This is a genomic window from Desulfocucumis palustris, assembly GCF_002933875.1.
GTDB classification, from domain to species: domain Bacteria; phylum Bacillota; class Desulfotomaculia; order Desulfotomaculales; family Desulfocucumaceae; genus Desulfocucumis; species Desulfocucumis palustris.
Window position 1 is genome coordinate 19,819 of record NZ_BFAV01000019.1, and the last position, 14,327, is coordinate 34,145.

Genomic DNA, 14,327 nt, shown 5'->3' on the forward strand with positions numbered 1-14,327 from the left:
AATGGCCTTTATTGATTCTGCAACTTTCACGTCGGATAAAAAGATAATTGAGGGGGAGATCCTGGAGAGGTTTGCTGATATGTTGACGGACCACGCCCCGGGGTGGAGTGTGGCCAAGAAATTCCACAAGATTTCTTATAACAAGGTCTTTATTGATCCTTATCCCATTAATTTGCCTTACTCAGTAAATATAGAGGTGGCTAAACACTATATTTTCCAGAATACCAATATGCCCGACTCCTACCTGGGTCTGGCTATAAAGGGTGAGATGTCACCTTCTTACAGTTCCGTACCCACGGAGTCACGGCCTGTAAACAGTACTGATCCCCTGGATGGGCAGGCTTTTGTGGACTGGGTGAAAGAGCAGATTGCCGTACTGGAGACCCAGCCCGGAGACACTGAACCAAAAATGACAAAGTTCTTCACGCCTTGCGTTCTATACTTTTACATGTCTGACAGGCTGCCTTCCGTGGAAGACGATTCATGGAACCTGCTTCCATTTGATTCTGCGGAGCTGGAAAGGGGCTGCCTGGATATCGAGGTGTGGAAAGCATATTATGATGGATCTAATTACAAGATTAAGGAACCTGAGCTGCAAATATTGCAATCACCTGTTTCCAAATGTATTTTGCGCTACCATAAGAGTCCGGTGGAGGATTTGTGGAGTGAAGAGTATGACGTGTCCCAAAACCTTACCAACTGGTGGTACGATTCCGAAGTCCATATTCAGGGATACACCGCTCCGGACGGGGGAATTTTCCTGGTCCTGCAAGCCGACACGGTTCCCGCCTGGGAAGACAACATAGTTCCTTCCATCCCCTTGTATTTCGGGCCTATTGATCCTGTGGATGAAGCGGACAAGCCCATCGCCTTTTTCGCCGGAACCATGCCTGACGGTACGGTAAGCCAGGTTCCTGATTTTGATTTTGACAACCCCGACAAGTCCAATTACCAGGAGAAGATTCTGCCTATATTAAAGAGTTACCCGCGGCATCCTTCCAACGGTGTGGATACGGTTATGGTAAGGAAGTCCAAATACGGTGCGCGTTATCAGGAATACTACCTGTCCTGGAACACATCACCCAACGCCATGCCCGCGGACAGGGAAGACAGGCATAATACCGATTTTACCAATAATGTTGAGAGGGATTACCTAAGAGCCTGGAACCAGGTCAACAGTGACGAGTACAAATACTGGTTCAATCCCTCCCGTTACAGCAAGAAAATTCATACCTCCAAAATTTACCTGATTCACCCCGAAGAGGGCGTGCGGGGAAGTTTGAGGTATTCCATCGGTCTTTCGCCTATCGGTATTTGCAGCGGGAAAATTCGCGTGCTTGTGGATCCCTGTGATGAGCTGAATAACAGCCCGGTTTATGAATACTTCAAATATTTTGTGCTGGACGGCGTTTCCCCCTTAACCAAACGGCCGGGCACCGCGTACAGGCCCGTGGGCTTAGGCGTTAAACTTGACTAATTAAAAGATTGGAGTGATTATTGTGGCATATTTTGACAAAACTGTTCCTCTTCAGTTGTTGGTGGAGGATTTTGAGAAACTGGTAAACACCAACGGTTGGGATACTGTTTGCAAGTATAAAATAGTCGCCCCGGCTACTGGTGGAAAGACAAGGAAGTTTGGTGCGGTATCCTTGTTTAAGAGTAAGGGGACCGACGGACAAAACCGTAATTTCGGCGTTGTTCACGCCTATGGCGGGAAGACTCCGGCACCGCTGGGCTCTGAGCCTGTCATAACCTACAATTCCACTATGGGGCTGCTCAGTCAGGATTCTGTGAACCAGAAGCGCTTCTATTTCAAGGTATTCCCAATTTTAAGGGCTTACCTGAAGGTTTACGTGAATGATACCGAGGTCAATGTCAATGATGCATCGGTTATTTCCGCCGTGGATGAGGCCGGTGGTTTTCTGGAATTTGCCGAAGACTACAATTTGCCGGCCAGTCCCGAGGTGAAGGCCACCTATGGCGTATCGGACGATGCCCCTGATATTCCCTCCAAACTGTGGTTCTTTACTTACGAAGATGTCATTCTGGAGCGTTTCTTCTTTAACCAGCCGCTGACTTATGACGCGGCATCAGGTTCATATGAGTTTGCAGCCTGGGTGACTAAAATCCGCTACGGCGGGCTCACCGTGAAAAACAACGGAGTGACGGTTGATTCTTCAAATTATGAGCCGGTGGATTGGAATAATCCTTCGGTCAAGTTTAAGGCCGGATTCAGCCCGGGCACCGTGACTGCCGATTTAGTGCTTCCATTGTCATTGAACGGCACGGCTTTGGAGGATGTGACTGTGGATGCCTTTGATATTGATGAGGGTGAGCAGGTAATCGAGAGAGTCTACGGTTCTTTACACTATATAAATCCTTCGCTGCCTACAACTCTTTCTTTTATTGACCGGTACACGGCTGCCTGGGGCCGGGAATCCGACATGTTTTACTGGGGTAACATTACCAAGAACCGTATTGCGATGTTCTTCCGGGTTGACCCCAACCCTGATCCTGTAAAAGCTTATTATGTGCCTTTGTATATCGGTAAGCTGATTACCTTTGGTAAATCGCCTAAAATAAACAATGTGATGATTGGCGGTTCCAATGTCGCGGATTCCGTACCGTCGGATACAGTGATTGATATTGGTATCAAAAAACTTGATTATGGCGCCAATGCCACCAATGGCAATGATGGCGTTCAGCTGCAGCAGGCACTGGGCGGAGCCTTCTATCAAAAGCATTATCTGTCCTTTATCACCCATGACGACAAAGCGGATATTTCCGCCGAGTCCCGGTATAATCCTTCGGCGTACAGCGGAAAGTACCACATCAGCCCGATTTATGTGGTTCATCCCAACGATGGTTTTGTGGGTCTTCTGGATGAGGTTTATGCCGTGCATCCGAAAAACATAAGCCAGTTGGATGAACTGGAAGTCATTGAGGAGGCCGCCGATGAGATTATCGGGATGGGTGACGGGGTGAATAAAGTTTTCCATTTAAGACACACCCCGAAGCCCGGAACAACGGTCACCATTAAAGTGGATTGCGCGGAGGCGGAGTTCACCCGCATAACCACCGATGGCGCCGGGGACGCCGACGAGCAATTGAAGGCCGTAACCCTGGCGGTGGCCCCGGCTGAAGGAGAGTCGGTCTACGCCACATACAGGTACGAACAGACTTATATATTCTCCCTGGCCACAACTCCCGTGTCTGTCTACACCATGGAATCCGTATCTCCGTATGTGCCCATTGGATTAGGGATTCTAAAGAAAAATGAGCCCTTTGAAGCTGCTTAATAAAGTGATAAAGGCGGGTGGTGGAAATGCAAGGTGGTAAGCGGTACATCTTCAGTTTCACCACCTTTTTTTCTCCCCGGTATATGTTTGGGTTTCAGTATTATTACCGGATACCGGCTGAGACTGAACATGGGTTTGCCGTACCTGTCCAAAGTACTTACAGGGCGGTGAAAAATGCTTTCACGGAACAAGCCCGGAAAGTAAAGCGTGGCGTTATTAAAGGGGACTTGCACCTGTCTGGTGACCCGGTGCATGAAGGTATCGGCGGTAAAGCCTTGTATTTCGGGGATTGCAGTCAGATATTCGATGGTCTTGGGCCTGTCGGGTTCCGGGCCGCCGGCACAATTAAAGACGGTAAGGAACCGGTTATAAGCGGCAGGGCGGGGATTTCATTTCTTTCGGAATGGGTAAATCTGTTCAGTGCCAATAATGTTGTTGTTTCAGATAAAATCTCCGGGCAATTGGATGGCGGCGGGCGCTTTGAAATTTGTGACGGGTTTATTTACCGGGAGATACCGGTTTTCCAAAAGGTTTATCCGGCAGAAACCCAAAGTTTCCTGCAAGGTAACCCGGGTATACCTGAAGTATGCGTTCAGCGGGAGAGCCTCTCTCCTAAAAAGGTCTATACGGCTGGCTGTCAAAGGTTTTTGATTAGTAAACCGGGTATGCCGGGAATATTGGTCCGGCAACAAATTTCTTGGCTGGAGAAGGTATACAATGCTCTGGGACAGGTGGCGGACCCGGTTAAAAAAGCTAGTGCCGACGGCGCTGTTCAGGGATTCCATACCACGTTAATTAAACAGCATTTATTTGATACGGATCTGCAGCAGTTTTTAATTGCTCCTGCTCATTCCCTGCCGGCTGAGGTTGGGCGCCGGCTGATTACAAATCAAAAAACTTCCGGGATTGAGATTGAACGCCGGCTGATTGCAAATCAAAAAACTCCCGGGATTGAGATTGAACGCCAGCTGATTACAAATCAGAAAATTCCCGGGATTGAGATTGAACGCCAGCTGATTACAAGTCAGAAAACTCCCGGGGCTGAGATCGGGCGCCAACTGATTGCAAATCAGAAAATACCGGGGGTTGAGCTTCAGCGCCAGCTGATTACAAAACAGAAAATTGCCGGGGCTGAGTTCCAGAGGTTTGTGGTTTGCGGTCCGGGTGAACGGCCGGCGGTGTATAAGCCCCAAGCAATGTCGGCGGGCATCCCGAAGGAGTTGTCGGGTGACGGAGATATATATAGTCAATACGGTTTTTGTGTTTACCGGCTTTATCCTGTTTCCGGGATATCGGACCTTGTTATCTGCCGGTATGTACCGCTTGCAAGCCCGGAAATTTATGATTTAGAAACCGGCGCGCTGTTAGTACCCTCATGCGATGAGAAAGCAGGGGTTAGTGCTGCTGCTTATTCTTATTATGATACGGATAAATCAGTCCTTCCTCAGGCGGAAGAGGTTGTTTTTGAGGGTATTGATAAGGTGGATGCTCCTCCAGCGGCTGAGGTCGTGCACCGTGCTGATGATAAAGCTTTCAGGTTAACAGGCGTGGATATAACAGGAACCTTTGCCGAAGAGGACGGGTATTTTGACTGTGCTGTCCCCGCCGGTAAGGATCAGGTGCGCTGCCCGGTTGCCATGTCCAGCAGGCCGGATGTGACTGCTGATGGTGAGACGTCTGGCAGGTTCCGGTTAAATGTGATATTGGATGGTGTGGAGCACACGGTTCGAAAGGCTGCTGCGGAGCGGAATATATTTGATGGACATCTGGCCGGCCTGGAGCACACATTACCACCGGTGCTGGAGGGGACCGGCGGGGAAGCTAAATATTCTGCCGGGGAGGTCGTAGCAGATTCCGGGGAACAGAAAGCGGAAGCTTTTGAATTGTATAAAGATGGTAGTGCCGTTGACCTGGAAGTTTCCGAGCCATGCCAAAATGCCGGCGTCGTGGATGTCTTTGAAAGGGCGGAGAAGGATGGAACAGATACCGGCGTGATACAAATAGCAGGTTCCGGCAATATTCCGCCAAGGGATGATTTAGCCCTTAATGAGCTAATTAATATATCTACCATAAAAACCGAACACCAGGGTTTGCCGGGCTGTGTCCAGGATGCCGCCGGGATAGATAGGGTGTTTGAGACTGATAACAGCCAAAGCGGAGTTATCGCAGACTGCCTTTCCAAAGTAAGCCCGGAGGCGGATAAATATATCCCCGGCGGTATGGAGAAGAGCCAGGGAGTTATCTCACCTGCCTGGGAGCCGGCGGGTCGGTCCGGTGGCGAGGCTGTTCAGGATGCCGGCCTGGTAACCACAAACTCTGAGGGCAGTGTATTTGACAATCTATCTGCCGCTGACCCAATGCTTGCAAAGAGGAATACTGCAATCAATGAAACAATTGACTTGGTTTTGAGCCGGGCTGACAGAACAGACATTACGGACGGTGAGAACCAGGCTCTTAACTCAGGTGTTGTGGAAAGTGCTTGCGGATCAAATGTTGAAAGTTCTGTTACCGCCTCACAGGTAAGCAAAAACACAGGAGCAGCTGAGAACGGTTATGCCCTGGCCGGGCAAGGACGGGATTATGAGGCAACTGTGGATGTTCCTGCCCCGTCTGAACGCAGAGGGTTGGCCAATGGCTTCGAAATAACCGCCATGCCACTGGATTCAGGCACCCGCCCGGATATGGCGGATGGTGTAAATAATAGCGGTGCTGAATCCGTAAAACTGAACAGGGTACTGGATGGGCTGCCTGAAAATATTGCAGGCCCTGCTGAGAAGAATACCTCGGTCAATGGGTTACAAGGCTGTCAAGCGGATTTTGCTGATAGGAATACTGTTATTAGCGGGCTGGTTGATGAAGGGATTAATGAAGCAAATTGGGATGAAGTGATTGACGGTGCCGGGAGGAGCGGCCTGGAAACAGGAAATACCGGAGCCTGTATGGATGGGATTATTAAGAAAGAACTTGACCCGGCGGACCGTGAAAGCCGGTGTTCCGGTGTGCTTGAGGCGGATTATGCCCTAGCCGCCCAGGAGCGGGAGTTTTACGGGACCACGGAAATCCCCGGCCTGGCGGAGCACAACAGGGAAATTGACGGTATTGCGGATGGTGCCTGGGATAAAGCCGATAAGGGCGGGAACCTGCGGGGAGTAATTGAAAGTAAATTCGTCCTGGCTGAGCAAGGCGGTGAGTTCTCAAGTTTACTGCCGGGCAAGTTTGACCCGGCCAGCCAAGGGAGGAACCTGATTGGTTTAATAGAGAGCAGGTTTGGTTTAAGCGGGCTCACGGAGCGAATAGGCTACCGTGAAAGTGAAACAGACCTTGCCCGGTTGACAGAGAGGCGGGGTTACCGGGAAGGCGCCACGGACCTAGCCCAGTTGACAGAGAGGCAGGGTTACCGGGAAGGCGCCACGGACCTGGCCCAGTTGACAGAGAGGCAGGGTTACCGGGAAGGCGAGACGGATCTGGCCCGGTTGACAGAGAGGCAGGGTTACCGGGAAGGCGAGACGGACCTGGCTTGGTTGACAGAGAGTCAGGGGTACCGGGAAGGCGCTACGGACCTGGCCCGGTTGACAGAGAGGCAGGGGTACCGGGAAGGCGAGACGGACCTGGCCCGGTTGACAGAAAGGCAGGGCTACCGGGAAGGCGCTACGGATTTGGCCCAGTTGACAGAGAGGCAAGGTTACCGGGAAGGCGCTACGGATTTGGCCCAGTTGACAGAAAGGCAGGGTTACCGGGAAGGCGAGACGGACCTAGCCCAGCTAACAGAAAGGCAGGGGTACCGGGAAGGCGCTACGGACCTAGCCCAGCTAACAGAAAGGCAGGGGTACCGGGAAGGCGCTACGGACCTGGCCCAGTTGACAGAAAGGCAGGGGTACCGGGAAGGCGAGACGGACCTAGCTCAGTTAACAGAAAGGCAGGGTTACCGGGAAGGCGCAACGGACCTGGCCCAGTTAACAGAAAGGCAGGGGTACCGGGAAGGCGCCACGGACCTGGCCCAGTTGATAGAAAGGCAAGGTTACCGGGAAGGCGCAACGGACCCGGCCCAGCTAACAGAGAGACAGGGTTACCGGGAAGCACCGGGTGATATCGCTGAACTGGGCTGGCATGAGGGTAATAGCGGGAAAGGTTATGACCATGCTATTGCTTCAGATGACCAGGGTCTGTTGGACAGTAATTTTGACACCGCAACCGGCAATGTTATAGAAGCCCTGCCGTTAACCGAACAGGACACCGGCAAGGTTGAAACAGTAATTGAGGCAACTGCTGAAAATGCCGCTAAAGCTTCGTTTTTTGTGCAGGTGGCTGAAAGGCTGGCGGACCTGTTGCGCTTTAGCAAGAAACATAAAAAAACACGACTCTGGAAGCAGCATGTAAACGGTGCCAGTACCGATGAAGGGGGACCTCCGGTGGAGGAACCGGAAAAGAAAAAGATCTGGCTTATCATGGGTAAGCCCGGTTCATGGAATATCTGGCCTTGGAAGAAGACAAGGTAGGTGTTGATAAGGTGGCTATATATAAAGCAGTAAGTGGATTAATCTTTGACGATACATTCGATACCCTGGACTCCAGGTGGATTATATCACCTACCGGATCGGCCCGGGTCAACTCCGGGTGTTTGCGGATTGAACATAGCGATCCGCAAACACTTGCTTTATTTAATTTGCCGGATGAAACAAATCTAATGCTGGAGGTAACAGCAGATTACATTCCTTCCGAGCCCGGTGATGAGGGCGGGATTGTGGTTTGGCAGTCCGCTTTAAATAAATTGGAGTTCTTAGAGAGCCTTGACACCAAAATAAGCGAGTATACCGTCTGGAGGGCGGTGAAACGCGGGAACCTCTGGACCTTTTACGCAAAGCGTGACGGTCAGTGGGAGCTTTTCGATTCGGCTGTTCTTGACGCGCCCATGGCCGGGGTATCATTAAAGAACGGGTCAACCGGCGGTTATATGTCTTTGAATGTAAATGAGGTTGTTCTTTGCAGAAGCGCCTCTATTACCATTGGAAATGTGCTGCCCGGGAATAAGGTTGTTTTGTATGACGAGCTGCAGAATGCTGTGGACACGAAAGTTGTACCCACAGGTTATTCCGGGGTTGAATTTATTCTTCCCTCGGCTATTTTTAAGGGGACGGTAAAACTTTTCGCGGACCAGGCAGCCGTCAGTCCTATAGGTGAGGTTGGCCCCGTTGAATTTTGCGGCGGTGACATCTACCTTTATGGCTTTGATATTGATGTGTATTGGAATGGCGTGGAGCTTTCCAAGACCGGCTTCACCGACCTTGGAAAAATGTATAACGGCGTAATTGAAGAGATGCTGCAGGTTGTCAACAATGCTGATGTGGACGCTTTTGATGTTACCCTTTCAATTAAACAGTACCTGAATGAGTTCGTATGGCAGTGGGCTGATGTGGCCCCGGATGCCGGTGGAACACCGGGAGTCTATGGGGACACAATAGCATTAGGAACGCTGGCTCCGGGTGAAAGCCGCGATTTCTGGATACGGGTGGAGAAGGCTGATAATATGTTTATTTTTAAGAATGAACATTTTGTAATAGACATTCAGCATGGTTAGGGAGGTGAGATTTGATGGCCGGTACCAAGATGACGTTAAAAAGGTATGAGAGCAGGGCTACTTATTATGATACCCAGGAAATTGTTGTGGATGAAGCATATCTTGCCTCCCATAACGATCTTATCGTCAGGTTGGATTATCCCTATGTCCCAAACTTAAAAATGCTGGAAGTTTATTATAATGGCCAGTACCTGTCCGCGGGCGGGGGCTACGAGGAAATAGACGATCGCACTATCCGGCTGGACATAAGAAATCCCGTGGATGGTTCTCCAATAACTCAATTCTATCCTGGCGACGAAGTGTTCATAAGAACCTGGAGGACTTTTTATGCATCCGGTAAGGATCCTTTTGACGAAAGAATTACCCGGTTGGAAGGCGAGATAAAAGTTGCCAGGCAGGACTATCCTTCCTTAAACCACCGGCTGGATGGAGAACTGAAAAAGGTTATTGTGTTTGTAATTCCCGGGAAGGTTATAACCCCGGGGATTCAAAAAATAGAGATCCGCTTTCCTTTTGACGGTGAAATTGTAGATGTCTACGCCTCCTGCTCCGTGCCGGGAACGGAGCGCACGGTTTTACAAATACAAAAAATTTCCCAAAATAATTATGATGATCTATCAGGCGAACCGGGTGGCTGGGTAAGTGTATTATCAACCCCTTTAATGTTGGACCGGGGTGAAAAATCCACCCTGACAGGAAATATTCCTGCTGTAATAGGGGTTTCCGAAGTTACCCTAAACGATCATTTTAGGGTTGATATAGTTGAACTGGGCCCCGGTATTTCTGATATAACTGTTGAAATTGCCGTTAAGATTTAGTCTTAAGTTTGTTATTTCCTTGCATTATCTATCTATACTAAATCAAGGGGGCATATTCTGATAGGGGAGTGATTGAAATGGCGGGGACAAGAGGGCTTGCGGCTTTCCGTGGTGAACAGCTCCGGCCCGGGATCATGAGGGATGTCCACTTTGATGTCGATAACAAAATTAATGAAAATAAAATAGACATTTTGTCCTTCAGCACCCTGGAAGAGCGGCTGGTTGATATTGAAAACATCGTGGACGCTGAAACCATGTCCGGGCGTGACCGGCTGACCAGGCTGGAAAACGAAGACAAACGGGAAGCCTATGAGGCCGTGGGCGGTGAAACCGGCTACAGCCTGCAGGATGGCCCCGCAAAACCCAACAGCTTGTTTGTATTTCTGAACGGCGGCCTTCAGGCTCCCGGTATTAATTATGACGAGGTTCCGGATGGTAACGGTAATGTCACCGGCATCACCTTTGCGCCGGATACCATGAAAGTAACCGGGGGTGTTCCTGACGTGCTGTTGGTGTGGTATAAAAAGGTTCTATAAAGATAATGCAAAGCCTTCCTGAAAAGGAGGGCTTTTTTGTTTCCATTGTTATGGTTAATTGCTTATTTCCTATACTAATATTACAAATTACAAAAGGAGAGTGTTTAATATGCCAGCGCCTTTAGTATCCTGGTATTCCGCTGATAATGTTGCGCAGCTGACAAAATGGGAAATTGGGACCATAGACGCGGGGTCCATATCTCCAATGCTGGGGGTTTTAATCTGGAATAACCGTGGCGGCACGGCGGATGTATCCACCATGACCAACTGTACGATTACGACCAAGGATAGCGCGGGCGGCGATACCGGAGAGCTGGTGACCAACCTGTGGATTGAAGTCAAGGTGGATAGCATGGGTGAAACCGACTTTACCGGCGGCAAGATTGGCGGCCCGACAACCCACGTTATTCAAGCCGGGGGCAACACCACATTCAATGATGTGACCACTTCTCCCAATGCTAAGGAAATTCTGGGCGTGGCCAATGACAGTTCCAAAACAAACGCCAAGGGCAACTATGCTCAAGTTTCTTTAAGAGCCAACGTACCGGCTACAGCCACTGCCGGCAACGTGAACTTTTTGACCCGGGTGGCTTATCAATACGTTTAAAATCAATTCTCAATACAATGGGAGGAACATCAAATGATTTTTGCAAACTGTGACGGGCTTTCTCCGGTTGAACAGGACTTTATCTGGGTAGGTGAGTACATCGACGGTACTCACCTTTCCGAGTTCGATTTTGTAACAAAAGAAGAAAATAGCTTTTACAGGCTACAGCAGGATAAACTGCTGCGTTTCGGCTTAATCGGACACCACAGGAAATTTTTTTATGAAACCGATGGCACTTTTAATTTGTCAGGCAGTTGCATTGAAGCTATTTACCGCGCTTCCGGGGAAGATTACTTCTTGACAGGCGGACTGTTCAATACCGTCAGCAGGGATGTAATCATGTACAAGGATGCCGAGGCTATGGGACTCGCTAATTTTACCCAGGCCGGCGGGGGCGTGGGCAGCAGAATTACCCAATATAACTTTGGATACAAGGCTGTTCTTAATATAGATGGCGTTACATTCAACTTTAAAGCTATTGTAAAAATTCCTTTTAATAAACCAATTTATATAGCTTTAAGGCTGGTTGCGGATAAGGAATTGGACGGGAAATTTGTAATTAGGCGTAACGGGCTGGTGGCTGAAGAGTTTATCGCTCCCCTGAAGCCTAATGTTGGAGGCGAATTAAATTGGGTGCTTCGTTAACTGATTATGTCAGGAATTATATAGTTAAAACCACTGAGGACGATAAAGTAATACTTGAAGTGTCCTCCACGCCCCGGGAAATTCTTTCAAGGAATGGGTGGGCGAATTTAAGAGAGCTTCACAATATTGACGCCATAGAGGATAAAGACATAAACGAGCTTACGGAAGAAGAAAAAGCGGATTTGAAGGAGTATTTGGAGATATGCGGTTTTTTCTATGAACACCACCTGGAAGCCACTGTCATCCTGGACACCGATAATCCGGAGGGCCTTTCCGTAAAGGGCAGGGAGACTATAGGTATTCTTGAGGGGGATAAAAGTCCGGAAGGTATAGATTACCCCAGGGAATTTGTGTGGGTGGACGGAGCGGCCGCCACTTCCGGTGTGATAGTGCTCCCTTACGCTGATTATGACAGGGTTTATGTTGTCGGCGAGCCCGATGAAAACGGCCAGGCCCAAATTATTTACATTGACGATAAGGAAGCCACAGGCGGGGCGCGCCCCTATTACGAGAAGGTGGACGGTAAGACCCGCATTTATGTGGAACACTTTTCAGGTGGCGGCGGCACCCAGGCAGATCCTTATCTTGTCTCCACCGAAGATGACCTGAACGCTATTCGCGGCGCTGGAACCGGTCAAACTCCGTTGAGCGCTTATTATATTCAGACCAACGATATTGTAATGTCAAAATTCCAAACAGGCGCTGGTTTTACCCCTATCGGAGATGATACCGCAAAATTTTCAGGTAAGTATGATGGCAAGGGATACATGATTAAGAACCTGTTTATCAACGCTGCCAGGAACTCTGTCGGCTTGTTCGGGTATAACTCAGGGACTATCTCCAACGTAAAACTTGTAGATGTTAACATTACGAATGACGCTGCAGGCACAGGAAGCTATAGCCATACCGGCGGTTTGGCCGGGTCTAATGCAAGCTCAATTAATACCTGTTGTGTTGTTTCCGGTTCTGTCACGGGCGGCAACAATACCGGCGGTTTGGTTGGTTACCATTACACCGGCTATATTTATAACTCGTATTCCCGTGCAAGCGTATCGTCCAGGTTTGATAACGCCGGCGGCTTTGTGGGGTATGCTAACGTTGGTACTATGTACCGTTGTTATTCCACAGGCAGTGTGACTGATATATCTGTTGCTAATAACAGAATAAATTACGGGGGTTTCGCCGGCTATGGTTCTTCAGCATTCATCTACTGTTTCTGGGATAAAGATACATCAGGCAGGCTGACCAGCGCCGGCAGCGGTGTTGCCGGCAGAACTTCCTCTGAGATGAAATCCAAAAATACTTTTTATGTTTCTACAGATACCGCCAACTGCTATGATTTTGATTTGGTGTGGCACATTAATTCGGATTACAACAACGGTTATCCTGAACTAAGGCAGTATATTCGTTATAAGTACGGTAAGGGTACGGCAGCCGAGCCTTTTCTTATCTATAATGAATTTGATCTTAACCAGATCAGGTTTTGGCGTGACAAGCATTTCAAACTAATGGATGACATTAAAATGACTGACCACCAGGCGGGTAACGGCTGGAAGCCCATAGGCACGGATAATAATGCAACTCCATTTGGCAATGCCTTTACCGGAACATTTGACGGCAATGGCCGATACATTGCAGACTTGTTTATCAACAGGCAAAGTGATGATTATATGAGTCTCTTTGGATATGCCGTGAATGCGACTATTAAGAACCTTGATATTATTGATCCTGATATAACTGGCGCTAACTATTCTGGCGTTCTTGCCGGTTATGCATTAAATGTCTATATAACTAACTGTAACAGTGTTCAATTCAATATATCTAAAGTTCGTTCAGTAAGTGAGTATGCTGGAGGATTAATTGGTTATTTGGATGGCGCTTCAACATTGGTAGAGTTTTGTTCTGCCCGTGTTAAGGTTATGGGTGTCAATTATTGCGGTGGATTTGTTGGTTACACTAATAATGGAATAAATATCCGTAGGTGTCATGCTTCCGGTTTAATGGAAGTTACAGGGACTGGCTGGTCAGGTGGATTTGTTGGACGGTTTATTACCAATAATGTATTCGAGGATTGCTATTCAGGAGTTACTATAAACGGTGTTAATGCCGCAGGATTTTGCGGTTGTACCGTTGTTAGCGGTGGTACTTCTCTACCCGGTACAAATAATTTTCGTAGATGTATTTCATTCTGTTCTATATTTGCATCAAATTCAGGCAAAGGTTTTTTAGGCGCTCCTTACTATTATAGCAGCCATTATTATTATCCAATTGTTGTTGAGTGTTATTATGATTATCAATTATCGGCGAATGCTGCTGACGATAAGGCAATATCAAAATATACCGCTGAAATGAAATATGACGGAACCTACCTTTCAGCTAACGGGTGGGATTTTACCAATACATGGATATTGGACCCGGCGTATAACGGCGGCTACCCCGCGTTAAGAGCTTTATTGCCGTTAACAGCGCCAATATTGGGTTTCAGAAATGAATTCGGCAAATATTACTCGGATAATGCCGGTAATGTATTGAGGTATCTGGAATATGGCAACATGATTGCCGGTCAGACTTCTTTGCCCAAACCTGTATGGCTCCAAAACAATGCTGATTTTTCTGTGAATAATATGCAGGTATGGGTGGATCAATTGACCGTTAAGCCTGGAATGACCATTGAATTGAGTCAGTCCGAATCTCCCTTTATACCGGTTGATCTGATTACATTCAGCGGTACATTCGCCCCGGGGAACTCGGCTAAATTCTATGCGCGGATTGGTTCCGCCATTACCGTAAAAGAGGGCGGAACATTTGACCTGCGGGCCAAGGCAAGCCCGGCTTAATAATCTGGAC

The 14,327-nt window shown here is 48.5% G+C and carries 9 protein-coding genes; all 9 read left to right on the forward strand.

Annotated elements, in window-relative coordinates; all coding sequences use genetic code 11:
• Window position 1 precedes the first annotated feature (1 nt).
• On the forward strand, window positions 2–1,477 hold the full coding sequence (locus DCCM_RS01830) for a hypothetical protein (protein ID WP_104370766.1): 1,476 nt from the start codon (window positions 2–4) through the stop codon (window positions 1,475–1,477).
• A gap of 22 nt (window positions 1,478–1,499) precedes the next feature.
• Complete coding sequence (locus tag DCCM_RS01835) at window positions 1,500–3,299, forward strand: hypothetical protein (RefSeq protein WP_104370767.1); 1,800 nt, start codon at window positions 1,500–1,502, stop codon at window positions 3,297–3,299.
• Between the two features lie 26 nt (window positions 3,300–3,325).
• A complete protein-coding gene (locus tag DCCM_RS19105) occupies window positions 3,326–7,795 on the forward strand; it encodes a hypothetical protein (protein ID WP_231702604.1) in 4,470 nt (1,489 codons plus the stop codon).
• Window positions 7,762–8,874, forward strand: coding sequence for a cell adhesion protein (locus tag DCCM_RS01845; RefSeq protein WP_104370768.1), 1,113 nt, complete (start codon window positions 7,762–7,764; stop codon window positions 8,872–8,874). Before DCCM_RS19105 ends, DCCM_RS01845 begins: the two co-directional genes overlap by 34 nt.
• 14 nt (window positions 8,875–8,888) lie before the next feature.
• Window positions 8,889–9,692 (forward strand): hypothetical protein, encoded by an 804-nt coding sequence (locus DCCM_RS01850; RefSeq protein WP_104370769.1) that lies wholly within the window; start codon window positions 8,889–8,891, stop codon window positions 9,690–9,692.
• A gap of 77 nt (window positions 9,693–9,769) precedes the next feature.
• Entirely contained in the window at window positions 9,770–10,228 is a 459-nt protein-coding gene (locus DCCM_RS01855; RefSeq protein WP_104370770.1) for a hypothetical protein, read from the forward strand.
• Window positions 10,229–10,337: 109 nt separating this feature from the next.
• Entirely contained in the window at window positions 10,338–10,835 is a 498-nt protein-coding gene (locus DCCM_RS01860) for a hypothetical protein (protein WP_104370843.1), read from the forward strand.
• A 33-nt stretch (window positions 10,836–10,868) separates the two neighbouring features.
• Window positions 10,869–11,480 carry a hypothetical protein gene (locus DCCM_RS01865; RefSeq protein WP_207655520.1) on the forward strand — a complete coding sequence of 204 codons (612 nt, stop codon included), beginning with the start codon at window positions 10,869–10,871 and terminating at the stop codon, window positions 11,478–11,480.
• A gap of 182 nt (window positions 11,481–11,662) precedes the next feature.
• Complete coding sequence (locus DCCM_RS01870) at window positions 11,663–14,317, forward strand: filamentous hemagglutinin (protein WP_128739052.1); 2,655 nt, start codon at window positions 11,663–11,665, stop codon at window positions 14,315–14,317.
• The last annotated feature ends 10 nt before the right edge of the window (window positions 14,318–14,327 follow it).

Bases quoted from the DNA above. Each gene is read 5' to 3' on its own strand.
- DCCM_RS01855 (WP_104370770.1), top strand. From the start codon at position 9,770: ATGGCGGGGACAAGAGGGCTTGCGGCTTTCCGTGGTGAACAGCTCCGG.
- DCCM_RS01845 (WP_104370768.1), top strand. From the start codon at position 7,762: ATGGAATATCTGGCCTTGGAAGAAGACAAGGTAGGTGTTGATAAGGTG.
- DCCM_RS01830 (WP_104370766.1), top strand. From the start codon at position 2: ATGGCCTTTATTGATTCTGCAACTTTCACGTCGGATAAAAAGATAATT.
- DCCM_RS19105 (WP_231702604.1), top strand. From the start codon at position 3,326: ATGCAAGGTGGTAAGCGGTACATCTTCAGTTTCACCACCTTTTTTTCT.
- DCCM_RS01865 (WP_207655520.1), top strand. From the start codon at position 10,869: ATGATTTTTGCAAACTGTGACGGGCTTTCTCCGGTTGAACAGGACTTT.
- DCCM_RS01850 (WP_104370769.1), top strand. From the start codon at position 8,889: ATGGCCGGTACCAAGATGACGTTAAAAAGGTATGAGAGCAGGGCTACT.
- DCCM_RS01860 (WP_104370843.1), top strand. From the start codon at position 10,338: ATGCCAGCGCCTTTAGTATCCTGGTATTCCGCTGATAATGTTGCGCAG.